The organism is Rhizobium sp. BK251, from assembly GCF_004345245.1.
Lineage (GTDB): Bacteria > Pseudomonadota > Alphaproteobacteria > Rhizobiales > Rhizobiaceae > Rhizobium.
This window is the reverse complement of sequence record NZ_SLUQ01000007.1, coordinates 19,532-42,433: the sequence shown is the minus strand read 5'-3', so window position 1 is coordinate 42,433 and position 22,902 is coordinate 19,532. Positions and strand designations below refer to the sequence as shown.

General features: G+C 61.6%; 20 protein-coding genes. 13 read left to right on the top strand and 7 right to left on the bottom strand.

The features are described from left to right. Window positions 1–103: 103 nt before the first annotated feature. Together smpB and dapA are read right to left on the bottom strand one after the other, a co-directional pair. Window positions 104–583, bottom strand: a complete 480-nt coding sequence (gene smpB, locus EV286_RS18160) for an SsrA-binding protein SmpB (RefSeq protein WP_132958576.1) — start codon at window positions 581–583, stop codon at window positions 104–106. Between the two features lie 156 nt (window positions 584–739). Then, a complete protein-coding gene (gene dapA, locus EV286_RS18155) occupies window positions 740–1,624 on the bottom strand; it encodes a 4-hydroxy-tetrahydrodipicolinate synthase (protein WP_132958575.1) in 885 nt (294 codons plus the stop codon). A gap of 219 nt (window positions 1,625–1,843) precedes the next feature. On the opposite strand from dapA, the gene EV286_RS18150 reads away from it, so the two are divergent. After that, entirely contained in the window at window positions 1,844–3,916 is a 2,073-nt protein-coding gene (locus tag EV286_RS18150; RefSeq protein WP_132958574.1) for a lytic transglycosylase domain-containing protein, read from the top strand. A 62-nt stretch (window positions 3,917–3,978) separates the two neighbouring features. Further along, the gene (locus EV286_RS18145; protein WP_132958573.1) at window positions 3,979–4,875 is read left to right on the top strand and encodes an alpha/beta hydrolase; all 897 of its coding nucleotides are present in this window, start codon (window positions 3,979–3,981) and stop codon (window positions 4,873–4,875) included. Between the two features lie 106 nt (window positions 4,876–4,981). Here EV286_RS18145 and EV286_RS18140 read toward each other — a convergent pair whose 3' ends face one another. Further along, window positions 4,982–6,049: a porin gene (locus EV286_RS18140; protein ID WP_132958572.1), complete on the bottom strand. Its 1,068-nt coding sequence runs from the start codon at window positions 6,047–6,049 to the stop codon at window positions 4,982–4,984. 635 nt (window positions 6,050–6,684) lie between these two features. Between EV286_RS18140 and EV286_RS18135 the strand changes: the two genes are divergently transcribed. The 7 genes from EV286_RS18135 to EV286_RS18105 all read left to right on the top strand — a co-directional run bounded on the left by EV286_RS18135 (window position 6,685) and on the right by EV286_RS18105 (window position 13,272). Next, window positions 6,685–6,945 carry a CrpP-related protein gene (locus EV286_RS18135; RefSeq protein ID WP_132958571.1) on the top strand — a complete coding sequence of 87 codons (261 nt, stop codon included), beginning with the start codon at window positions 6,685–6,687 and terminating at the stop codon, window positions 6,943–6,945. Window positions 6,946–7,198: 253 nt separating this feature from the next. After that, window positions 7,199–7,867, top strand: a complete 669-nt coding sequence (locus EV286_RS18130) for a CerR family C-terminal domain-containing protein (protein WP_245500754.1) — start codon at window positions 7,199–7,201, stop codon at window positions 7,865–7,867. Next, window positions 7,864–8,880: a secretion protein HlyD gene (gene hlyD / locus EV286_RS18125; protein WP_132958569.1), complete on the top strand. Its 1,017-nt coding sequence runs from the start codon at window positions 7,864–7,866 to the stop codon at window positions 8,878–8,880. The genes EV286_RS18130 and hlyD overlap by 4 nt, the downstream gene beginning before the upstream one ends. Continuing rightward, the gene (locus EV286_RS18120) at window positions 8,877–10,622 is read left to right on the top strand and encodes an ATP-binding cassette domain-containing protein (protein WP_132958568.1); all 1,746 of its coding nucleotides are present in this window, start codon (window positions 8,877–8,879) and stop codon (window positions 10,620–10,622) included. Before hlyD ends, EV286_RS18120 begins: the two co-directional genes overlap by 4 nt. Continuing rightward, window positions 10,619–11,752, top strand: a complete 1,134-nt coding sequence (locus EV286_RS18115; protein ID WP_132958567.1) for an ABC transporter permease — start codon at window positions 10,619–10,621, stop codon at window positions 11,750–11,752. Before EV286_RS18120 ends, EV286_RS18115 begins: the two co-directional genes overlap by 4 nt. Next, window positions 11,752–12,864 (top strand): ABC transporter permease, encoded by a 1,113-nt coding sequence (locus EV286_RS18110; protein ID WP_132958566.1) that lies wholly within the window; start codon window positions 11,752–11,754, stop codon window positions 12,862–12,864. The genes EV286_RS18115 and EV286_RS18110 overlap by 1 nt, the downstream gene beginning before the upstream one ends. Window positions 12,865–13,017: 153 nt before the next feature. Beyond that, window positions 13,018–13,272 carry a hypothetical protein gene (locus tag EV286_RS18105; RefSeq protein WP_132958565.1) on the top strand — a complete coding sequence of 85 codons (255 nt, stop codon included), beginning with the start codon at window positions 13,018–13,020 and terminating at the stop codon, window positions 13,270–13,272. A gap of 42 nt (window positions 13,273–13,314) precedes the next feature. Here the strand turns inward: EV286_RS18105 and EV286_RS18100 are convergent, their stop codons facing one another. The 4 genes from EV286_RS18100 to EV286_RS18085 form a co-directional block, all read right to left on the bottom strand. Next, window positions 13,315–14,322, bottom strand: coding sequence for a tripartite tricarboxylate transporter substrate binding protein (locus EV286_RS18100; protein ID WP_165932882.1), 1,008 nt, complete (start codon window positions 14,320–14,322; stop codon window positions 13,315–13,317). A gap of 101 nt (window positions 14,323–14,423) precedes the next feature. After that, a complete protein-coding gene (locus EV286_RS18095; protein WP_245500753.1) occupies window positions 14,424–17,291 on the bottom strand; it encodes a winged helix-turn-helix domain-containing protein in 2,868 nt (955 codons plus the stop codon). A gap of 530 nt (window positions 17,292–17,821) precedes the next feature. Next, on the bottom strand, window positions 17,822–18,439 hold the full coding sequence (locus EV286_RS18090; protein ID WP_132958563.1) for a pyridoxamine 5'-phosphate oxidase family protein: 618 nt from the start codon (window positions 18,437–18,439) through the stop codon (window positions 17,822–17,824). A gap of 52 nt (window positions 18,440–18,491) precedes the next feature. Further along, window positions 18,492–19,046 carry a carboxymuconolactone decarboxylase family protein gene (locus tag EV286_RS18085; protein WP_132958562.1) on the bottom strand — a complete coding sequence of 185 codons (555 nt, stop codon included), beginning with the start codon at window positions 19,044–19,046 and terminating at the stop codon, window positions 18,492–18,494. A 119-nt stretch (window positions 19,047–19,165) separates the two neighbouring features. Here EV286_RS18085 and EV286_RS18080 point away from each other — a divergent pair, with 119 nt between their 5' ends. From EV286_RS18080 to EV286_RS18065, 4 genes are all read left to right on the top strand, one after another. Further along, the gene (locus EV286_RS18080) at window positions 19,166–20,086 is read left to right on the top strand and encodes a LysR family transcriptional regulator (protein WP_132958561.1); all 921 of its coding nucleotides are present in this window, start codon (window positions 19,166–19,168) and stop codon (window positions 20,084–20,086) included. 139 nt (window positions 20,087–20,225) lie between these two features. Continuing rightward, complete coding sequence (locus EV286_RS18075) at window positions 20,226–20,717, top strand: GAF domain-containing protein (protein ID WP_132958560.1); 492 nt, start codon at window positions 20,226–20,228, stop codon at window positions 20,715–20,717. A 261-nt stretch (window positions 20,718–20,978) separates the two neighbouring features. After that, window positions 20,979–21,806: an oxidoreductase gene (locus tag EV286_RS18070; protein WP_132958559.1), complete on the top strand. Its 828-nt coding sequence runs from the start codon at window positions 20,979–20,981 to the stop codon at window positions 21,804–21,806. Window positions 21,807–22,177: 371 nt separating this feature from the next. Continuing rightward, window positions 22,178–22,873 carry an NAD(P)-binding domain-containing protein gene (locus EV286_RS18065; protein ID WP_132958558.1) on the top strand — a complete coding sequence of 232 codons (696 nt, stop codon included), beginning with the start codon at window positions 22,178–22,180 and terminating at the stop codon, window positions 22,871–22,873. The last annotated feature ends 29 nt before the right edge of the window (window positions 22,874–22,902 follow it).

Here is a 22,902-nt window from a genome sequence, read left to right as displayed (position 1 = left end):
GCCGGTTTCCGAAGACCGCGGCAGCGCGGTCTTCATGTTAGCGAGCCTTTCGCTCGCATAAAAAATCAACCCAGAATAGATTATTTCTAAGAACTGGCGATCTTCAGCCATTGTCCTTCAGAAGACGGCTCTTCTGACGGTTCCAGTCGCGCTCCTTTTCCGCTTCCCGCTTGTCGTGGATCTTCTTGCCCTTGGCGAGTGCGAGTTCAAGCTTGGCCCGGCCGCTGTCGTTGAAGTAGATCCGAAGCGGGATGAGCGTCATGCCTTCGCGGTTGATGGCAGCACGCAAGCGGCTGATCTCCCTGCCCGACAGGAGCAACTTGCGGCGGCGGCGCGGCTCGTGATTGAAGCGGTTCGCCTGCAGGTATTCGGGCAGGTAGGAATTGATCAGCCAGATTTCGCCGCCCTCATCGGATGCATAGGACTCGGCGATATTGGCCTTGCCTTCGCGCAGCGACTTGACCTCGGTGCCCTTCAGCACGAGACCAGTCTCGTATGTGTCGATGATTTCGTAGTTGAAGCGGGCCTTGCGGTTTTCCGCCACGACCTTTTTCACCACGCGCTGGCTGCCTTTTGGTGCCATGGCTGGATTTCCGTCCTACTGCGTTGGCGGCCACGACGAGTGATCCGACCGGTTCCAATCGGTTCCTCTAAAGGAACGACGCAGCTTTGTGAAGGTATTGGGCACCGATCTGTCAACAGGCCACGCCTGCTCGACAAAGCGATGCCCGGAATTTGCTCAGTTCAAGAGGCCGGCGTGGCGCATGGCGGCGTCGATCGCGGCCTCGGTGCCCGGCTCAAGCGTCGACAGCAAAGGCAGGCGCGCATTCCGGCTCATCCGCCCAAGGCGGAACAGGCCATACTTGGCTCCGCAGAGGCCGGGCTCGAGGAAAATCGCCTTGTGCAGCGGCATCAGTCGATCCTGATATTCGAGCGCCTTGGCGAAATCGCCGGCAAGCGTTGCCGCCTGAAACTCCGCACAGAGACGCGGCGCGATATTGGCTGTCACTGAAATGCAGCCCGAACCGCCATGGACGTTGAAGCCGAGGGCGGTCGCATCCTCGCCGGAAAGCTGGCGGAAGTCCGTCCCGCAGGTGATGCGCTGCTCGGAAACGCGCTCGATCTTGCCGGTCGCGTCCTTGACGCCCACGATATTCGAATGGGCCTTGGCAAGGGCACCCATCGTTTCCGGCGACATGTCCACGACCGAACGACCAGGAATATTGTAGATATAAATGGGTAGCCTGATGCTTTCGGCGACGGCCGAGAAATGCGCGAACAGACCCTTTTGCGTCGGCTTGTTGTAGTAGGGCGTGACGACCAGGACGGCGTCGGCGCCAACCTTTTCGGCGTGTTGGGCGAGCTCGATGGCTTCGCGGGTATTGTTGGACCCCGCACCCGCCATGACCGGCACCCGCCGCCCAGCCGTCTCTATGCAGAGCTCGACAACACGCTTGTGCTCCTCATGGGAAAGCGTCGGCGACTCACCGGTGGTGCCGACCGGCACAAGCCCATTGCTGCCCTCCTTTATCTGCCAGTCGACATGCGCGGCGAACGAGGCTTCGTCCACCTTGCCGGCATCGGTAAAGGGGGTAACGAGGGCGGGAATAGATCCCTTGAACATGCACGACGCTCCTCCGGCCGCTCATTCATGCTTCGGCCGCATTCCATGATTACGAGTTTGCGCACCATAGAGCGGGGCAATGACCTCGACAAGCGCGCAGATACTCGTTGTGGGCAAATTCCATTCGCACAAATAGACGAATTTTAGCGCTTCCGGTAAGGTTTCGTTAAGACTGCTCTTGGCAAATGGAGAAGGCCTGTTTCCTTGCGAGTATCCCGGATGAAGAAGCCTCTCTTGATCCTGTCTGCCATCGGCATCACCGTTGCCGCCTGGGGGAGTGTTGCGTCGCCGCTGCCGGCGGAAGACATCCCCGTCCCCGACGCCAAGCCGCTCGGCTTTGTTCCCGAGGTCACGTCTCCGGCATCGCTCATCACCGGCTCGATTCCGCGCAGCGCGCCGGTGGCGCCCGTGAGCGGCGACCTTAAGGCGGGGCTGGACGCGCTTTCAAGCAAGGACGCGCAAAGGGCGCTCGCCGTGCGGGATGGAATGCGGCCCGGCACGCTCGACCGCCACATTCTCACCTGGGCGATTGCCGTCTCCGGCCAGAGCGGCGTTCCATCAGTTGAAATCGCCGCGGCCGCAAACGAGCTCAAAGGATGGCCGGGTCTCTCCAACCTGCGCGCCTATTCAGAGCGAGCTCTCTACAACGAGAACCCACCCGCTTCCGCCGTTCTCGCAGCATTCGGCACTACCGCGGCCGAAACGCCGGAGGGCGCGATCGTGCTCACCCGCGCATTGATGACGACCGGCGCGACTCCGCAGGCAGCGAAATCGATTCGCAAGGTCTGGCGCAGCGAAGCGCTCGACAAGGACCGCGAGGACAAGATCCTCTCCGAGTTTTCAAGTCTCCTGACCATCGCCGACCACAAGGCTCGCATGGAGTATCTGCTCTACAAGGGTCGGACTGCGCAGGCCAAACGCTTTGGCGACCTCGGCCAGGCCCAATCGCTCTACAACGGCTGGAGCGCTGTTCTGACACGGGCGGGCAATGCCGGCGCGCTGCTCAAGACCATCGACGCAAAATGGACGACCGACCCCGGCTATCTCTTCGCTCGCGTGGAATATCTTCGGCGCGAGGACAAATATGTCGAAGCGGCCAATCTCCTACAACAGATGCCGCGTGACCGCGAAGCGCTCATCAATCCCAGCGAATGGTGGAACGAACAGCGCATCGTCAGCCGTGGGCTCGTGGATCAGGGACAGTTCAAGGCGGCTTACCGAGTGGCGGCAAACCACGCCGCAACTAGCGCCGCCGATGTCGTCGACGCCGAGTTCCATGCCGGTTGGTACGCCCTCCGCGGACTTCAGGACCCAACGACCGCGGAGGCGCACTTCCGCAAGATATTGCAGGTGTCGAATGGACCGATCTCGGTCTCTCGCGCCTGGTACTGGCTCGGCCGGGCGGCGGAAGCCGGAGGACCGGGCAAAGCATCCGAGTTCTACGCCAAGGCGGCAACCTATCCCGGCACGTTCTACGGCCAGCTCGCCGCCGAGCAGATGGGCCGCAAGGCGCTGAATGTTTCTTATCCCGCGCCGACGGCTGCCGATAGACAGGCGTTCCAATCTCGCGAGGCGGTGCAGGCTATATCGAGGCTGGAAGCCGCAGGCCACGGCTGGCGTGCCGACAGCCTCTATCGCGCTCTGGCCGAGCAGTTGCAGAGCCCCGGGGAGCTCGCCATCCTCTCGGCTCAGGCGGAAAAATCCGACAATCACAGCCTGTCGCTGCAGATCGGCAAGATTGCCTATGGTCGCGGCATCGACGTCGCCGCCCTCGCATTCCCGATCGGCGTCATCCCCGGGGATGCGAACATTTCGGGCTCCGGCAAAGCGCTTGCCTATGCCATCGCCCGGCAGGAGAGTGCTTTCAATCCCGCCGCAGTGTCGGCCGCGAATGCGCGCGGTCTGCTGCAACTGCTTCCGGGAACGGCAAAGGCCGTCGCAACCCGCCACGGCATTTCCTATTCCAAGGACAAGCTGACCTCTGACGCCGGTTACAACGCGACGCTTGGAGCGCACTATCTCGGCGAACAGATCGACACTTTCGGCGGATCATATATCCTCACCTTCATTGCCTATAACGCGGGGCCGAAGCGCGTTCCCGAATGGATCAGCCGATACGGCGATCCGCGTGGCAAGTCGATCAACGAAGTGGTCGATTGGATCGAGCGCATCCCCTTCCCCGAGACGCGCAACTATGTCCAGCGCGTCATGGAAAACTATCAGGTCTACAAGGCGCGCCTCGGACAGTCCACGGATATCGAGCGCGACCTGATCTACGGCCGCTCCTCCTGATCGGTTGCCGCGGGAAAAAAGGCGGTTAGACTTGGCCTCATCTGCGATGGGAGGAGCAAGGCATGACCGGTCCGCGGGATGATGATGGTTTTCAGTCTCGATATTTTGACGGGCCGGATGGTCTGCGGCTCCACGCCCGGGACTACGGCGCCGACAATCCTCGGAGTGCCGACCACCTTCCGGTGATATGCCTTCCCGGACTTACGCGGAACTCACGCGACTTTCACCAGCTTGCGCTGCTTCTTTCGAACGACGCAAGAAAACCGCGGCGGGTCATTGCGCTCGACTATCGCGGCCGCGGACTGTCGGCTTGGGATACGGACAGGAGCCACTACAATCTCGTCGTCGAGGCAAGCGACGTTCTTGCCACAGCAGCAGCGTTCGAAGTTCCGCAAGCCGCCTTTATCGGCACGTCGCGCGGCGGACTCATTCTGCATATTCTCGCGGCGCAGCGTCCGGATCTTCTTGCGGCGGTCGTCCTCAACGATATCGGGCCCGTCGTCGAGCTCGAGGGTCTGATCCAGATCCGCGACTATCTGGGCAATGGCCGTCTCCCGGAGAACTGGGAAGAAGCGGCGGATATCCTGAGAGACATCCACGGCGCCAGTTTTACGGCGCTCGCCGCCGAGGACTGGCGGGACATGGCCTATGCTCTCTACCGCAAGATCGACGGCAAGATCGTCGCCGATTTCGACCCCGCAATTGCGGAAATGACAAGGTCGATGGATCTTTCGAAACTGGCGCCTGACTTCTGGCCTCAGTTCGCGAAGTTAACAACTGTGCCACTCATGGTCGTGCGCGGGGAGAACTCCGCCTTGCTATCGGCCGAGACCCTGACTGAAATGGCCAAACGGCATCCCCAGATGACCGCGCTCACTGTACCGGGCCAGGGCCATGCCCCCCTGCTTCATCTCGGGGCTATTCCCGTTGCCATCGAGGCCTTCATCTCTGCTACCTAAGCTTCTCGGAAGCCAACTGCCAAGCGTCTACAACGTCGCCCAGAACTATACGCAAAAAGCCCGGCTCGAGAGCCGGGCTTTCCTGACTGACCGAAGTCAGACCAGATTAGAACGTGCGCTGCAGGCGGAAGAAGCCTGATACGCTGTCGTCGTCGGAGTCGCCGAGGTCGTTGTACTGAACCGAGATCTTCGAGGTCAGGCCCTCGGTGATACGGTAGTCGACCGTGACACCAGCATCCCAAGTATCGCCACCTTCGAACGAGCCGTCGTCATCCAGGCTGGACTGCCAGAAGTACTGACCACCAGGGGTGATCGTCAGCTTGTCGTTGACCTTGTAAGCGTACGATGCAGCGAGCGACCATTCAGATTCGTCGAAGTAGACGTTCTGGCCAGAAGCCCACATCAGAGCAGCCTGGAGAGTGCCCGGGCCGAGTTCAGCAGACATAAGGGCGCGGATAGCGCCTTCTTCGTTGAAGTTGTCGTAAGAACCGAGAAGGTCGAACGAAACGCCACCGAAGGTAGCCGTGATGAGGCCTTCGAAGCCGTAGTCGATGCCGTCGAAGCTATCTTCAACAACGACGTTGGAGTCGTTGATCGGGTCGCCAGGTGCGAAGACGGTGCTCAGACCATCGCGGTCGAGTTCGTCAACAGCACCGCCGATGGAGAAGTTGTCGGTTTCGTAGGTGTACGAAACGGATACCCACTCGTTACCACCGGAGTTCAGCGTGTCCTGCTCGCCGTTGATGCCCTTATCCCACCAGTTGTAGAACCAGCCGGCCTTGAAGCCGCCGAGCTGCAGGTAGGCTTCGTCGAAGTACGGGTTGACCGAGGCGTCCTGGCCGGATACGTCGCCTTCAACAGCGATGAAGCCCGTCAGCGTGCCGTATTCGGTGTCGTTCTTCGTCTGCAGGTAGAAGTAGCCACGGCCGCTCGAGTTGGCGTCGGAGCCTTCAGCGATGTCACGACCGTAGTTTACCTGGAAACGAACCCAACCGCCGATCTGGAGGCAGGTTTCGGTGCCCGGAATGTAGAAATAGCCGGTGCCGTAGGCGTCGCAAACGCGAACGTACTCAACCGGTTCCGGCTCAGCAGCGACGATGGCGTCGGCAGCCTGAGCACCGGATACTACTGCGAGAGCAGCAGCGGAGCCGAGAAGAAGGCTCTTGATGTTCATATTGACCTCCAATTCAAAGTTTCGATCGGGTCTGGGATTTTTCGCCGTGAGCAGCGTTCCCTGCCCCATCCCCATATTTCAAGAAGTCGGACGATCAACCGCCCTCGCTTCCGAAGTTGAAAATACAAGACGGCGGCGGTCACGCAATCTCGATCTTGCCCGAATGTGGTATTTACCGGAGCCTTACCCACACGCTGTTGCCGAAAGGACACAAGTCGCCTATGCGGCCGTGGCGGTTATTTATACTTTGTTAAGAAAATTCTTTTTCTGCGGGTACTTACACCACCGGAAGCGGCTCTCCCGTGGGTGGATACCAGCACATTTTCACGGGCGATTCCACTGGCGATCAGCCTCCGGTTCGTTTGCAGCGCCGATACCGGCGGGTGGCTCCAGCGGTCGCGACCGGGCGGGCGACGCTCCAATTGGTGGGTGCGGACATCTCCGAGAGCTGATTCTGCGGGAGCCTGATTCGTTGAAATGTCGTGATCCGGACCCCGTCGATTCATCCCGTTGGCCATTTTCGATACACTTCCTCTCGGTGTGCGCGCGAGCTGAAACAGCGACTTGTTAATTAGATATCACTTCAATAACGTAGGAACTTCAGTCGGTTCATCGTCGAGTAGGGGTTTGAGTGAATGACGATCGAAGAGATGATAGACCTGCAAGAACGAGGAGCCCGCGCCCGCGCAATCGGACTGGCCCTTTCAGACAATCCGTTCCTTACAGCAGGACACATGCCAGTGCACGGCCGCGAGCCGACGGCCGATTGGCTCGCGCGTCACGACGCCTGGAAGTTCGGCTGGGAGGCGGAGCATGCAAGCCGCGAAGGCAAGCTGCCGATCCATTCCACCTATCACACCCCGGTCGTCTTTCGCTCTCGCACGGCTCGGCACTAGCACCCCATTGACTGCCGGCTGACGACTGTCCCGCCGGACATCAGCGCAAGTCGCGTCGCCGATCCACGGCCGCACGAACCGTCGCGGACCATCAGCAATCAACCATTAGTCGGCGCCAAACGACGCGCTCGGCGGTTCTGCCACGAGATAATCGTCCCGTAATTGATCGTCAGCGACTTGAAATCAATCGATTGACTTATTTTAATGTTACCGTATACTGAAATAAAGAAACCGATAAGAGATGGAGAAAAACGTGCTCCGCAGCGATGTGACTCGCGAGAAACTACTTACCGCTTCCCTCGATGTTTTCGGCCGCTACGGGTTTGACGGCGCATCGACGCGCAAGCTCGCCGATAGCGCGGGCGTCAACCTGCAGGCCATTCCGTATTATTTCGGAAGCAAGGAAGGTCTGTATGTCGCGACTGCAGAATACCTGACATCCATCATTGGCGAGCATGTCGGCGAGCTCAGGCAGAAGATCGGCGCCCGCCTCGTCGAGCTTGACTCCCGGGGCGAACCTCTGGCGGAGACCGAGGCTCGGAACTTCCTGACGGAGATCGTGCAGACGATGGTGGTGCTGTTCGTCAGCCGCCAATCGGAATCCTGGGCGCGCTTCCTGATCCGCGAACAGATGGAACCCACGGAGGCCTTCGCGCGCGTCTACGAAGGCGTGATGCGCCCCATGATCGAAATCGGCAGAAGGCTGATCGGTGCGATCATCCGCGAAGACCCGGGCTCCGAGCACGTGAAGCTGCGCACGCTTTCCTTCGTCGGCAGTCTCCTTGTCTTTCGCATGGCGCATGCGGCGGTGCTTGCCCAGATGGAGTGGGAGGTCATCGGCCAGGAGCAGGTGGAGATCGTGCGCAGCCTCGCCGCCGAGCTCGTCGCAGTCCTTGGTCCGCTCGAAGGGCATGCGGCATGAGGAAGCAAGTCATCATTCCCGCTATCGGAATTCTAGTCGCTGCCGGCTTCGGCGCGTGGTGGTATGATCTTCCCGTCAAGCTGGGATTGCGCCCGGAAGCACAGAAAGAGTTCGTGCTCTACGGCAATGTCGATATTCGCCAGGTCTCGCTGGGTTTCCGCGTCAGTGGCCGCATCGATGAACTGGTCGTCGATGAAGGCGACGTCGTGAAGGCGGGCCAGATCCTCGCGAAACTGGACGCCGTCCCTTATGAACATGCAGCCCGCTCCGCAGAGGCCGATGCCGCCGCCCTCAGCGCAACGCTGGACAAGCTGGTGGCCGGCCCGAGGAAGGCCGAAATCGACAAGGCTCGGGCCGACTATAATGAAAGCCTGGCTGATCTCGAGAATGCAGATCTCGCACTCGAGCGGGCCGTGCAACTGCGTCCGCAGGGCAACATATCCCAGGCGAACCTCGATCAGGCCACGGCGCGCAAGGCAATGGCGGCGGCACGCGCGCAGTCTGCCAATGAAGCGCTGAAGTTGCTCGAGGAAGGCAGCCGCGCCGAAGACATCGCCACCGCGAAGGCACAGTTTCAAGCCTCGGAGGCGGCGCTCGCATCGGCGCGCACATCACTTGCCGACACGCAACTGAAGGCGCCGAGCGACGGGATCGTTCTCTCGAGGGTCCGGGAACAGGGGGCGATCGTGGCGCCATCCGACATCGTATATGTGGTCTCGCTTGTTCAGCCGGTCTGGGTGCGCGCCTATGTAGCGGAGCCCGACCTCGGCCGCGTCCACCCCGGTATGAAGGTCAGGGTCGCATCGGATACGAGGCCCGATGAAGCCTACGAAGGGACAATCGGCTTCATTTCGCCGGTCGCAGAATTCACGCCGAAATCCGTCGAGACGCCAGAACTGCGCACCGATCTTGTCTATCGCCTGCGGATCGTCATCGACCACCCGGGTCCCGACCTGCGCCAGGGCATGCCCGTCACCATCAGCCTTCCTGAAACGACGGCGAGCACACGATGACAGACGCCACTGAAAGTCGGTCCCAGGATGCCCTGGTGCGCCTCTCCAACGTCACGAAGCGGTTCGGCGATGGCGCACCGGCGCTCGATGCGGTTTCCGGCGAGGTTTTCGCAGGCGCGATCACCGGTCTCGTCGGCCCCGACGGCGCCGGCAAGACAACGCTGATCCGGCTGATGACGGGGCTCATGCTTCCCGAACACGGCAACGTCGAGGTGCTGGGCATGGATACGGCGAAGGGTGCCGCCGGGATCCAGGCCGCGATCGGCTACATGCCGCAGCGCTTCGGACTCTATGAAGATCTTACCGTCCAGGAGAACCTCGACCTCTACGCAGACCTCAGGAGCCTGGCGAAAAGCGAACGGCCGGCCGCCTACGAGGAGTTGCTGACATTCACCGACCTCAAACGCTTCACTGGCCGGCTGGCAGGCAAGCTTTCCGGGGGGATGAAGCAGAAGCTGGGCCTTGCCTGCGCCTTGCTGAAGAAGCCGCGCCTGCTGCTGCTCGACGAGCCCGGCGTCGGCGTGGATCCCATCTCGCGCCGCGACCTGTGGAAGATGGTGGAGAACCTCACAAGGGAAGGCATCGGTGTTCTCTGGTCCACGGCCTATCTGGACGAGGCGGAGGCCTGCGATCGCGTGCTGCTTTTCAACCAGGGCAGGCTCCTCTTTGCCGGCAAGCCGGACGAAATGACCGGCCGCGTCAGTGATCGCGTCTTCCGCGTATCGGGAGCCAAGGGACGCAGGAGACAAGTTCTCGCCCGTCTCCTCGACGAGGGCGGCGTCGTCGATGGCGTCATCCAGGGAGAGGCGATCCGGCTCGTGACGAGAGAAGGAGCCGAAACCGGGAAGCTGACGGACGTCGCGGGCGGCGAGATAGCGGCCACCTCGCCGCGGTTCGAGGATGCCTTTGTCGACATGCTCGGCGGCGGTCCCGGCGGCCGCTCAAGACTTGCCGAAGCACAGCAGCCGCTTGCGGTGGTGGACGATCGTCCGGTGATCCAGGCCAAGGGGCTGACGAAGCGCTTCGGGGATTTTACCGCGGCGGACGACATCACCTTCGATATCCGCCGGGGCGAGATCTTCGGTCTCCTCGGTCCGAACGGCGCCGGCAAGTCCACCACCTTCAAGATGCTCTGCGGTCTTCTGAAGCCGACGGGTGGTGAAGGAAGAGTGGCGGGCTTCGACCTTCGCCGCGACGCGGCCGAGGCACGCAACCGGCTCGGCTACATGGCACAGAAATTCTCGCTCTACGGCGACCTCACGGTCGCCCAGAACCTCGACTTCTTCGCGGGCGTCTATGGCCTGCGCGGCGGGCGCCGCAGCGATCGTATCGCCCTGATGAACGAGATCTTCGCTTTCGGCAGCTATGGCAACCGTCCCGCCAAGGACCTGCCGCTCGGCTTGAAGCAGCGCCTCGCGCTTGCCTGCGCCGTCATGCACGAACCGGAAGCGCTGTTTCTCGACGAGCCGACATCCGGCGTCGATCCGATCACCCGACGCGAATTCTGGACCCATATCAACGGCCTCGTCGAGAAGGGCGTGACCGTGCTGGTGACGACACATTTCATGGACGAGGCTGAATATTGCGATCGCATCTCGCTGATCTATCGGGGACGGTCGATCGCGCTTGGCTCGCCGGACGAGCTCAAGGCTCGCGTCGCGACGAAGAAGACGCCCGACCCCACGATGGAGGACGCGTTCATCGCTCTCGTGCAGGGCTCAGGGGAAAGGCAAGCGGCATGAGAAGCGAGAGGAGGCAGGCCCGGCTCCGTCGCTTCGCCGCACTCGTGCGGAAGGAGAGCTTCCAGGCCGTGCGCGATCCAAGCACGATCCTGATCGCTTTCGTCCTGCCGGTGATCCTTCTCTTCCTGTTCGGCTACGGCGTGTCGCTCGATACGACCAGTACGCGCGTCGGCCTTGCCATCGAGGAATCGACGCCCATCACTCGTGATCTCGCGGCAAGCTTCCAGGCATCGCGCTATTTCTCGGTGAGGACGGGAAACGACCGGCGGGAATTCGCTGACGACCTCGTCTCGGGCCGTCTTCGAGGCATCCTCGTCATTCCCGCCAACTTCACAAAGGACCACGGGGCCGGCAATCATCCTCAGATCCAGGTGATCGTCGACGGCTCGGATCCGAATACGGCAAACTTCGTCCAGAATTACGCGCAAGGCGCGGTGTCGAACTGGGAGCGGCAACGCCAAGCGGAAATGTCGCGTCCCGGCCCCGCGATCTCGGTCTCGGCGCGCTTCTGGTTCAATCCAGAGCTTGCGAGCCGCAATTTCCTCGTGCCCGGCTCGATCGCCATCGTCATGACGCTCGTCGGAACGCTGCTCACCTCTCTCGTGGTCGCGCGCGAATGGGAGCGCGGCACGATGGAGGCGATGATGGCGACGCCGGTCACGGCAGCAGAACTCCTCGCAGGCAAGATACTGCCCTATTTCATACTCGGCCTCACCGCGATGACCCTTTGCGTTCTGCTTGCAGTCTTTCTGTTCGGCGTACCTTTCCGAGGCTCTGTCAGCGCGCTCTATGCGCTGTCGGCGACCTTTCTGGTGCCCGCGCTCGGTCAAGGGCTACTGATCTCGGCAGCGACGAAAAACCAATTCCTGGCCTCGCAACTTGCTCTCATCACCGCCTTCCTGCCGGCCTTCCTGCTCTCCGGCTTCCTTTTCGAGATCAACTCGATGCCGACCGTCATCCAGTGGATCACCTTCATCGTGCCAGCGCGCTACCTGATTCCCAGCCTGCAGACGGTCTTCCTCGCAGGCGATATCTGGCCGATGTTCCTGCGTTCGATGGCCGTCATGCTGCTGATGGGTTCCATCCTGTTCGTCCTTGCGGCCCGCAGCACGCGAAAGAGGATCGGCTGATGTGGTGGACGAGGCTCAGGGCGCTCATCGTCAAGGAACTGCTTGCCATCATGCGCGACCCAAAGGGCCGTGCGATCCTGATCGGCCCTCCGATCATACAGCTTCTCGTCTTTTCCTATGCGGCAACCCTTGAGGTGCGCAATGTCGACATCGTGCTGCTGAACCGCGACAGCGGCCATTGGGGCCAGGAATTCGTTCGGCGCATAGAGGGGTCGCCCACCTTCACCGGGATCGAGATCGTCGAAACGCCGGCCCAGATACGGGACGCCATCGACAATCAGCGCGCGCTTGCCGCCGTCGAGATCGGGCCGGATTTCTCGCGCGATATCGAGGCGGGGAAGCCCGCAGACCTCCAATTCATTCTCGATGGGAGGCGCTCGAATGCCTCGCAGATCGTTTCGGGATATCTGACGCAGATCGCCGCCAGGCTTTCGATGGAAACGCCGGCCGGCCGTCGCGCAGCAGACGAACAGACGATCACTGTCCCGCGGAACTGGTTCAACCCGAACCTCATCTTTCAATGGTTCATGGTGCCTAACCTAATTGCGAGCATCGCGTTGCTGATCGGGCTCATCGTGACCGCCCTCTCCATCGCCCGCGAGCGCGAACTCGGCACCTTCGATCAGCTGATGGTATCGCCGTTGCGGGTCCACGAGATCCTGATCGGCAAGCTGCTTCCCCCGATGATGATCGGCCTCTTCCACATCACGGTCTATATACTTGCAGCGATCTTCATCTTCGGCATTCCGCTGCGTGGATCGCTGCTGCTGCTTTACGGCAGCTCGATCTTCTACCTCGCTTCCGTCGCGGGGCTGGGACTCTTCATATCCGCGCTTTCGATGACGCAACAGCAGGCGATCCTCGGCGCCTTCCTGTTCATGGTCCCCGCCATGCTTCTCTCGGGTTTTGCGACGCCGATCGAAAACATGCCGCAATGGCTGCAGCCGGTGACACTCATCAATCCGTTGCGCTATTTCCTGGTCATCGTGAAGGGCGTCTTTCTGAAGGACGTGCCAGTGAACGAGGTCGTGCAGCAGACGATACCGCTGTTCGCCATTGCGGTTGTGACCCTTACGACCGCGGCCTGGCTGTTCCGCCGCCGCCTCGAATAGGTCCCCGCGGCGCAAACAAGCGCCTCTCACGGAAACGCCAATCCGCCAATGGGAAATGTCACGCATTGTTTTCCAAGGCGTGACGCACAAGCACTGGTCGCAGTTTCCGCTCCAACTATGTCCCGCTGATCAGACCAGGTTATGTGAGACGCCATGCTTCAGAGACTGGAAATTTATCAACTCATCGGCCGCGCCCTATCGCGCCGCCTTCCTCATACGGACGACGCCGAGATCGGCCGAGACAGCAACAAGCTCTACTTCAGGATGCGAAGCCAGGTCTTCGCGGTGACCGTAGAAGAAAGAGAGCAACTCAAGAGGGTGAGAGATCCCGAAGCCGCCGCGAAGGATTTCATGGCTGCCCTCCCCTACCCATGGCCGAGGGACGACGCCGCCCCCGACGATGTTTGACGAACCACCTGCACGGCGGGCCTGCCTGCACCGAGATCAAGCTCATTCGAGCGTTACACCAGCCTCCCTTATCACCGCCTGCCACTTCGGAACGTCCGCCTCGATGACCGCCGAGAATTCCTCGGGCGAATTGCCGATCGCTTCCATGCTCAGGTCGGCAAGGCGCTTGCGCATTTCGGGCAGCTGAACGACCTTCACAACGTCGCGATGCAGCCTTTGGATCACCGCGGGCGGCGTGCCGGACGGCGCGAGCAGTCCCCACCAGACCACCATTTCGAAGCCTGGAAATCCGGATTCGTCCATGGTCGGTAACTGGGGCGCGAAGGCGAAGCGGCTTCTGGAGGTGACGGCGAGCGCTTTGACCTCACCGGCGCGGGCCGCAGGCAGCATGTTGGACGGCAGGCCGAAGTACACATCGATGCGACCGGCGAACAAATCCGTCACGAGGTTGACGCCGCCTGCATATGGCACATGGACGAGTTCGATCCCTGCCATCGAGTCCAGCATTGCGGCAGCCAGATGAGAGGAGGTCCCGGGACCGGCAGAAGCAAATGTCAGCTTTCCGGGACGTTCTCGGGCAAGCGCCACGAGCTCCTCCACGCTGTTGGCCGGCACGTTCTTGTGGACCACGAGAACCGTCGGATAGGAGCAGACAATGGAAATCGGCGCGAGATCCCGGACGGGATCGAAGGTCATATTCCGGTAGAGGCTCTGGTTCATTACGATGCCGGAGTTGGCGCCAAAGAGCAGGGTGTAGCCATCCGGCTCGGCCTTCGCCACATGGTCACCGGCTATGTTGCCGCCCGCACCGACCAGATTCTCGATCACCACAGGCTGGCCCCAGAGTGTCGAAAGCTCGTGGCTGATTGCCCGAAGCGCGACATCGGGCGGAGTGCCGGCGCCGGCGCCGATAACGATACGAACCGGATGTGACGGGTAGTCCCCTTGCGCCATCGCCACGCCCGAAAGCAACAACAGCGGCAGGAGGCAAGCCAGAGACCTGCAACAGGCGGCGACTGCCGTCAATGCGCGTGCCACCGGGTTTCGCATCGCCCTCTCCCCTATTCCAACCCTGTTCGTCAGTTGCCAGGCGCCTCGGACAACCATGTTCACGGAGCGCGGACCACACATCAGAAATGCGCCTTCGCGACCTAGTCGTGGTCGACAACCTTCCCCAGTTCGTTCAGCAGCAGCCTTGCCGAGACGAGGTCGGCCGTTCGAAACCCCTCCCGGAAGCGTCCGTAAGTCGCTGCCAGCAGTTGGTGCGCTTCCTCGCCACGCGCCTGCCGCAGGCGCAAGCGCGCAAAGCTCGTTGCCGTCCGCAATTGCCAGGACAATGCCGATTGCGCTTCGGCGAGCACCATCGAGCGCGCGAAGCACTCCTCGGCCTGTTTCTCATCTCCGACCCGCATCAGCAGGTCACCGCGCACGCGAAGCAGTTCGGGCATGTTGAACGCCTCGCCCCTCGAGGCTACGGCCGCGAGGATATCATCCATCGTCGCGAGGGCTTCGTCGAAGCGCCCGATCTGGGCGAGACCATCCGCCAAGGCGCACGTAAATTGCGGCATGTAGAGATCGTAGCGGTCGGAACGCAGGCCCATGAGGGATCCGCGCAGGAGGTCCACGCCGCGATCCACCTCCCCGCGCCTGACGAAAGTCTCGCCCTTGAGACCGGAGCCGACGGCCAGGTACGATCCCAGGGAATGACGGCTGGCATGGGCGATCAGGCGCTCGGTGTATTCCTCGACGGTTTCCCAATCGCCAATCCAGCAATAGGTGCTGACACCCCACACCAGAGCTATGCAGAAAGTCACGTGATCCCTGATCTCGACCGTTTCCGCCGAGAGTTGCTCGGCCATCTGAACCGCCTGGTCGGGGCAACCCTTGAGCCACAGGGTTCGCGACAGCGCGATCCGTGGCGTCCGGTGGAAGGCAAAATGCTTCGGACTGATCGAGAGATATGCCGCTGGCCGCTGCAGGGATGCCTCCAGATGCCGGCAGGCTTCCACCTGATGGCCGATGGCATGATGGGCGGCGCCGAGCAGTGCCTGGGCAGCGAGCATCCCGACGGGATCCCCTAGTTGCTCGGCCACCGTCGCAGCCTGTTCTGCCGCCGCCAACTGCTTGCCGAAATAGCCGGTCCGCAAATAATACATGTGGAGGCGGCCCAATATTCTGAACTGGTTGAAACGATCGCCAAGCTGGCCGGCGATCTCCAGGCTTCTTGCAAGCGCATCGTGGGCCTGGTCGCTGTTGCCTCGCGTGAACATGAGGGCATGGCCAAGTGCCGCCTGCAATTCCATCTCGATACGCGTTCCCCGCGTCTCGTCATCGAGGACGGCAAGCGCCTGCTCGGCCCGGTCACGGCATTCGCTGAGCAAGGAAAGCCCTATGAAGAGCCGCATCGCAGCGGCCGCGAGCTCTATGCCGAGCGGCAGATCCTGCTGTGACGAAAAACACCAATCCAGGGCCACGCGCACATTGCCAAGATGCTTTGCATCGACGGACCGGTCCTGATCCTTCGGGCCGCTCGGCTCGTCGGCATTGGCATGTTCCAGCAGCTCCTTATAGTAAAGAGCGTGTCGCCGTGCGATGGGCTCGACCTCCTCGCAGTCGATCAGCTTGGTATGGGCATAGGTGCGCGTCGCATCGAGGAGGCGGTACCACATCACCATGCCCTCGGATCGCGCGGACACGAGGGACTTGGCAACGAGCTGGCCCAGTCCCTCAATGACCGCGGCCGCTCCGATGCCGCTGTCGGCCACCACGGCCTGCGCCGCCTGGAGCGAGAAGGTGCCGACGAAAATCGCGAGCCGGCGCAGAATCGTCTGCTCCGTCTCGGTGACCAGATTGTAGCTCCAATCCAGTGTCGCGCTCAGCGTCTGGTGTCGCGGCAAGGCGGTACGGCGCCCTTGCCAGACGAGCCCGAGCCGATTGTCAAGAAGCTGCGCGGTCTCGCGCAGGCCATGGAGGCCGGCGCGGCCGGCCGCGAGCTCGATCGCCAGCGCGATTCCATCCAGCTTCTCGCAGATGTCGGCGACAACAGGCGCATCGGCATCGGTCGGTTCGAACCGATAGCCGCTCGCGGCCGCACGTTCGAAGAAGAGGTGGGCGGCCGGAAAGGCAAGAACCTCCGCCATGGTCTGCCCGGCGCCCTTGCGGGGGGTGGCGAGCGGAGGCAGCTGATAGACGCGCTCTCCCTCGACGCGCAGCGGCTCGCGACTGGTGGCAAGGATGCTTACGTTGGGAGCCCGCTGAAAGATCGTCTCGGAAATTATCGCCGCGGCCTCGATGACATGCTCGCAGTTGTCGAGGATGAGAAGCATCCTCCGCTCGCTGAGAAAATTGACGATTGCCGGTGTGGGATCGCTGGACTGGACCATCAGCCCGAGAGTGGAAGCAATGGCGCTCGGCAAAAGATGCGGGCTGCTGAGGGCTCCGAGATCGAAAAAGCGAAGCCCGTCCTCGAACTCCGGACGCAAGGCGTGGCCGACGGCCACTGCGACCGTCGTCTTTCCTATGCCTCCGGGGCCGTGAAGCGTGACGAAGCGGTGATCGCCGAATTCCATCGAGAGTGCCCGAACAGCCTCGTCTCGTCCGACTATGCGGGCCAAGAGCGGTGGCAACCCATCGTTCGCGTCAGCAGTTGTGCGGACTTCGGCCTGGGGCCCTACCGGACGCGACAGCCGTGCCACCGGCGCGACGAAACAGTAGCCACGCCCGGTAACATTGGTGACGTACTGGTCGCCGGTTTCCCCCTCGCCGAGTGCTTTGCGAAGGGCTGCGATATGGACTCGCAGGACGCCTTCATCCACTGCCATCTTGGGCCAGACACGGGAGAAGAGGTCGTCCTTGCTCGTCACCTCGCCAGCGCGCTCAACCAGAAGGATCAGGATATCGAGCGCGCGACTGCCAAGCTTGAGAGAGACGCCGTCCTTTTCGAGGAGACGCTCTGCTGGCACGAGACGGAACGGGCCGAACCTGGCCTCATGCTGGTGAACTGCCCCCTGATCCATCATGAGCCACTCGAATTGCCGACCGTACGCTCTTTGCGAAACTATAGAACATCCGCCAGAAGCCGCCTAGCACCCGTGGCCAGTGGCGGCCTCGCTGCTACCTACACTGGGATGGCCGGCAAATCGGCCTGCGATGAGATTGTCATCCCAAGAGGTGCGCGCGTTTGCCGGCACGCTGCAAGAATTACGCAATCGACCGCAAGAAGCGAGTCTAGCGTTGTAAAGAAGCGTAAATATTACCGGCCTGCGCGGGAAGAAAAAAAGAGGGCCACCGGTGTGACCGGGGCCCTATAGGTTTGAAGGTCAAGAACCTCCAGAGGGGAACAGCTGCTGCGGTGGAACTGGGAGAGAAGCCACCATATGCATCAGCTGTACTCAATATGGGGCGCGTCGGCGCCGGCGGCAATGTCTGGCGAACAGATAAAAGCAGGAAACGAACTTCAAATGAAATCCTCCGGTTTCACCTGCAAGCACAAGGCCTTGGGCCGACAGAGATTCAGAGTAAAACGGCAATTCGTGCCCTGTAGCCGCAACTATGTGTCGAGAACACCGAGCCTTGCTCTCAAGTTCCTGTTTTCCGCTTCAAGCTCGGCGATCTTCTGCTGCAGGCTCGTCACCCCTTCCTGGATTTCGGCCACGGTGAATCGGGGCGTGATGTGCTGCGGGCAGTTCCAGTCGAAGGCTTCCAGGCGGAACACAAGCGCTCGTTCGACCTTCGCCCGGTAGCCCGGTATGGAGACTGCAGCAACCATGTCCGGATCTTCGGAGATTTCGGCATGCGCGAAGATTTTCAGCCGCCGACGTGCCGCATAGTCCACGAGAATGAGCGACACCCGGTCGTCCGCGCCGAGGTTACCGACGGAGATATACTGCCGGTTTCCGCGGAAGTCCGCACTGGCGAGCGTCTTTTCATCCAGGACCTTGAGGAAACCCGGAGGACCACCCCGGTGCTGCACATAGGGCCACCCGCTTTCGGAGACGGTGGCCATGTAGAAGCTGTCGCGCGCGGCGATGTATTCCCGCTCGGCAGCACTGAACCGATCAAAAGTACGCTCCTTGCCCGCGACCGACCATAGATCCAGGGCACCATTGGCCTCCTGCGCAGCCTTCACCGAAGGCGTCGAGGCAATATCGAGATAGCTGTAGGTCATGGCATTTTCTCTCACTGCTTTAGGAGACGGGTTGGCCGCTCGAGGCCGGCGGTCAGGCGAGCTGACGGAGCGCCCCGGCGGAGACGATCGGAAAGTCCATGTCGGTATCCGCGACCTTGTTGACCAGGTTGGTGAAGAAGTTCTCTGCGACGACGCCGATTATCTCGATCACCTGCGCGTCGGTGTAACCGGCTGCGCGGACCGCCTCCAACTCGTCATCTTCCACTTGTCCGCGCGTCTCGGCGACGCGCGCAGCAAAATGCACCGCAGCGTTGGCTTTCCGATCGCCGGAAGCGCCGCTGCGGTTCAGAAGGAGTTCCTCCTGATCGAGCTTGTTGAGGTTGAGGCCGATGTAGCTGTGGGCCGACAGGCAATAGTCGCAGCTATTGGCCTGTGCGACGGCAAGCGCGATCCGCGTCCTTGTCTTGGCATCAAGCGTCTTGCCGAGCGCACCGCTGAGGCCCGTGAGGGCGGAGAGAGCGGCCGGGCTGATCGAAACGAGGCGAAACAGGTTCGGCACGGAGCCGAGCTGGCGCTCTACGGCATCGAGAATGGGCTGCGACGCAGCGGGAACGGCGTCGCGAGAAGGAATGGCGATGCGGGACATTGCGAGATCCTTTCTTCTGTGAGGCGAGCTTGACTTGCCGTGTGAACGTATTCACTTTCTCCTGACAAAATAATCCTGTATTCTTGATAGGCATTATCTCAATAGGCGAAAGAGTAGCTATGGATCGTTTGGAAGCGATGGCGATCTTTGTAGCGGTGGTGGAGACGGGCGGCTTTACGGCGGCGAGTAGAAGGCTGGGCGTTCCCCTGCCAACGGTCAGCCGCAAGGTTGGTGAACTTGAGGCCCATATCGGCACTCGCCTTCTCGTTCGCTCGACCCGCCGACTGGCGCTGACGGACGCCGGCAGCGCTTATTTCCAGTCCTGCAAGCGCATCCTCGACGAGGTGAATGAAGCCGAGAACACAGCTTCGGGCGAACAAAGCGCCCCCAAGGGCGAGCTGGTGGTGACCGCGCCGATCGCGTTCGGCCGTCTTCACGTCCTGCCGCTGGTTACGGAATTCCTTGGCCTTTACACGGATATCGACGTCCGCATGCTGCTTTCAGACCGCAACGCACATCTACTGGAGGACCAGATCGACCTTGCCGTGCGCATCGGCGAACTCCCCGACAGCTCGATGATCGGAACACGCGTCGGCTCCCTGCGGCGCGTGGTCTGCGGCAGCCCCCCCTATTTCGAAAGACACGGCACGCCGTCCAATCCGGACGATCTCGTCGGCCTGCCCTGCGTCACTTTCGAAATGCCGGGCTCAAGGACCTCATGGAGTTTCACCAGCGGATCGAAAGGCCGGGGCCATACCGTGGAAGTGAATTCGCGCCTTTCGGTCAATACTGCGGAAGCCGCGCTTGACGCTGCAGCAGCCGGCGTCGGCATCACGCGCGTCCTGTCCTATCAGGCAGCGAATGCCGTGGCGCAGGGTGCGCTTCGGGTTGTCCTGGAGGCCTTCGAACCGGACCCGATCCCAGTTTACCTGCTGCATCAGGCACAAGGCACGCTGCCGCTCAAGATGCGCAGCTTCCTCGACTTTGCAGCCCCTCGCCTGCGCAATCGGCTCGTGAAGATATCACTCGCCGATCTCTAGCATCTGAAAGCCCGACGCAGCAGCTTTCGCGGCAACGACGCCTCGATCCGGCGAGTACCGGTTGGCTGCGAGGGACGATTGCGAAAGCCAGCACCGCGCCTTAGATAGATGGAAGGCGATACCGGAGGCGAGTGAAGCGATGTTTGAACAGGCTACGATCGAAGCGGACAACAAGGCGGAGTTTTACGATGAACTTGGCCGGCAGTTGGAGGGTCTGCTTGCAGGCGAGCATAACCTGGTCGCGAATGCGAGCAATTGCGCCGCACTGATCTTCCACGCCATGCCCGACCTGAACTGGGCCGGGTTCTATTTTCTGGATGGCGGCGACGAGCTGGTACTCGGTCCGTTTCAGGGCAAGCCTGCCTGTGTGAGGATCCCGGTCGGCCGGGGCGTATGTGGCTCCGCCGTGGCCCGCGAAACATCGATCCTCGTCGAGGACGTGCACGCTTTCCCCGGCCATATAGCTTGCGATGCCGCTTCCCGATCAGAACTGGTCGTGCCCGTTCGCCGCAATGGGCGGATCATCGGCGTGATCGATCTCGACAGCCCGCGCGTATCCCGCTTCGATGGCGATGACCAGGCCGGCATCGAGCGCCTGGCTGAAATATTCGCAGCTTCCACGGCATCGTAGTCCGTTGACACCCAGCCGCACGGCGGGAGATTGGGCGCTTAGGTGACGGTGGACGATCACCCGCCGCAGAGTAATCGATACGTTCCGATATTGCGCGGCGATCAACAATGATTGTGGTGCCGGGTGGCGGTGGAAGCGCTGCCGCAAAAGCCAAGGAATAGCCGGGCGAAAGGGGAATTTCCGCCGCCAGTTGAAGCGCAGGACGCGCCGCCCAAATAAGATGGGGGCCGGTTCGCCGTCAAAGCTGAATGGAGATTGATCATGAAGACTTGGTTCATCACAGGTGCATCTCGCGGCTTTGGAAGCCGGATCGCAGAACTCGCGCTGGCCCAGGGAGACAATGTTGTCGCGACCGCCCGCCACGCCGCAGCTATAATCGAGAAGCTCGGAAGCAATCCGAACCTTCTGGCCCTTACGCTCGACGTTACCAACGACCAGCAGGCGCGCGAGGCCGCCGCCAGCGCGGTCGACAGATTTGGCCGCATTGACGTGCTCCTCAACAATGCGGGTTTTGGTCTGCTCGGTGCCGTGGAGGAGGCGACGGCCGATGAGATCGAGGCGATCTATCGCACCAATGTCTTCGGGCTGCTTGGCGTCACCCGTGCCGTCCTGCCGCATATGCGCGCGCAGCGTTCCGGCAGGATCATCAACATATCGTCCATCGGCGGCTATCGCGGCACGCCGGGCTTCGGCGTCTATGCCTCGACCAAGTTCGCTGTCGAAGGTCTGTCCGAGGCACTCCATGGCGAATTGGCGCCGCTCGGAATCCATGTCACCGTCGTGGAGCCGGGCTACTTCCGGACAGACTTCCTCGATTCGACATCGCTTTCAGTGAGCGGCGGGCGGATCGACGATTACAACGCAACAGCGGGCGCGGTGCGAGATCGCGCATCGAAGCTCAACCACAGCCAGCCTGGCGATCCGGAGAAACTGGCCCACGTGCTCGTCGCCTTCGCCGACGCCCCAAATCCGCCCGTTCGCCTGCCGCTCGGGAGTGACACTGTCGCAGCCATTGAAGCCAAACACGTGTCCGACGCCGCCATTATCGCCGAGTGGCGCCCTGTTTCCATATCGACCGACTTTACCTAGCCTGGCATTGCAGCTGGATTAGGAGCACGGGAGCGCGCCTCAGAGAACGCGGGAAAAACCGGCGCTTTCCAGCATGCCCTGCCCGCGATCCGACAAGAGGAAATCCCGCAGCTGGCGTGCCTGTTGCGCAGCGCCCTATCGAAGCGCCAGGCCATATTCGACCTTCGGCGAGAATTTCGCCGGGATCTCGGTAACGCTGAAGGCGGGGTCGGCCGCCAGCGTGATATTCGGACCGTACACGACAGCATTGTATTTTGTGAGATATATTGATCGTTGATGAACGGTCCCAAGACCAGCTGCATTCTGGCCAAGCGAACAAAGCTGCCCATATTCCCGGTTGCATAGCCACTCACAGGTTCGAGGACGAAGGTATGAACATAGGAATCATCGGGGCCGGCAACATCGGCGCCACACTCACACGTCGTCTTTCGGCGCTGGGCCACACGGTCTTCATCGCCAATTCACGGGGTCCGGCCTCGCTCGGAGATCTCGCGGCCGAGACCGGCGCAACGGCGGTTACCGTCCGCGAGGCGGCCCGCCGCGGCGACGTGGTGATCGTCACCATTCCGGAGTCGAAAATTCCAGGCCTGCCGAAAGAGCTTTTCGATGGCGTCGGTGCCGACGCGGTGGTGGTCGATACCGGCAACTATTACCCGCGGCAGCGCGACGGCAAGATTGCGGCGATCGAGAATGGCTTGCCCGAAAGCCGCTGGGTGGAAACCCAGCTTGGACGACCCGTGCTGAAGGCCTTCAACACCATCAACTGGCGCAACCTTCTGAGCGATGGCAAGCCTGCCGGCACGCCCGGTCGCATAGCGCTGCCGGTCGCCGGCGACGATGCCGCTGCCAAGGCAAAGCTCATTCAACTTATCGATGAACTGGGCTTCGACGGCGTCGATGCCGGCGGGCTCGACGAATCCTGGCGACAGCAACCTGCAACGCCTGTCTACGGCGCCAATCTCGACGCCGACGGCGCCCGACGGGCTCTTGCCGCAGCCAGCCCACTACGCAGGCCCGAGTGGTTCGCCACGCCCGATGGCCCCGCGACGACCAACCGGCCGGCCTGAGCGCCGGAAGCACTCTCAGGAGGGTGCCT

Bases quoted from the DNA above. Each gene is read 5' to 3' on its own strand.
- smpB (WP_132958576.1), bottom strand. From the start codon at position 583: ATGGCACCAAAAGGCAGCCAGCGCGTGGTGAAAAAGGTCGTGGCGGAA.
- dapA (WP_132958575.1), bottom strand. From the start codon at position 1,624: ATGTTCAAGGGATCTATTCCCGCCCTCGTTACCCCCTTTACCGATGCC.
- EV286_RS18150 (WP_132958574.1), top strand. From the start codon at position 1,844: ATGAAGAAGCCTCTCTTGATCCTGTCTGCCATCGGCATCACCGTTGCC.
- EV286_RS18145 (WP_132958573.1), top strand. From the start codon at position 3,979: ATGACCGGTCCGCGGGATGATGATGGTTTTCAGTCTCGATATTTTGAC.
- EV286_RS18140 (WP_132958572.1), bottom strand. From the start codon at position 6,049: ATGAACATCAAGAGCCTTCTTCTCGGCTCCGCTGCTGCTCTCGCAGTA.
- EV286_RS18135 (WP_132958571.1), top strand. From the start codon at position 6,685: ATGACGATCGAAGAGATGATAGACCTGCAAGAACGAGGAGCCCGCGCC.
- hlyD (WP_132958569.1), top strand. From the start codon at position 7,864: ATGAGGAAGCAAGTCATCATTCCCGCTATCGGAATTCTAGTCGCTGCC.
- EV286_RS18120 (WP_132958568.1), top strand. From the start codon at position 8,877: ATGACAGACGCCACTGAAAGTCGGTCCCAGGATGCCCTGGTGCGCCTC.
- EV286_RS18115 (WP_132958567.1), top strand. From the start codon at position 10,619: ATGAGAAGCGAGAGGAGGCAGGCCCGGCTCCGTCGCTTCGCCGCACTC.
- EV286_RS18110 (WP_132958566.1), top strand. From the start codon at position 11,752: ATGTGGTGGACGAGGCTCAGGGCGCTCATCGTCAAGGAACTGCTTGCC.
- EV286_RS18105 (WP_132958565.1), top strand. From the start codon at position 13,018: ATGCTTCAGAGACTGGAAATTTATCAACTCATCGGCCGCGCCCTATCG.
- EV286_RS18100 (WP_165932882.1), bottom strand. From the start codon at position 14,322: ATGCGAAACCCGGTGGCACGCGCATTGACGGCAGTCGCCGCCTGTTGC.
- EV286_RS18095 (WP_245500753.1), bottom strand. From the start codon at position 17,291: ATGATGGATCAGGGGGCAGTTCACCAGCATGAGGCCAGGTTCGGCCCG.
- EV286_RS18090 (WP_132958563.1), bottom strand. From the start codon at position 18,439: ATGACCTACAGCTATCTCGATATTGCCTCGACGCCTTCGGTGAAGGCT.
- EV286_RS18085 (WP_132958562.1), bottom strand. From the start codon at position 19,046: ATGTCCCGCATCGCCATTCCTTCTCGCGACGCCGTTCCCGCTGCGTCG.
- EV286_RS18080 (WP_132958561.1), top strand. From the start codon at position 19,166: ATGGATCGTTTGGAAGCGATGGCGATCTTTGTAGCGGTGGTGGAGACG.
- EV286_RS18075 (WP_132958560.1), top strand. From the start codon at position 20,226: ATGTTTGAACAGGCTACGATCGAAGCGGACAACAAGGCGGAGTTTTAC.
- EV286_RS18070 (WP_132958559.1), top strand. From the start codon at position 20,979: ATGAAGACTTGGTTCATCACAGGTGCATCTCGCGGCTTTGGAAGCCGG.
- EV286_RS18065 (WP_132958558.1), top strand. From the start codon at position 22,178: ATGAACATAGGAATCATCGGGGCCGGCAACATCGGCGCCACACTCACA.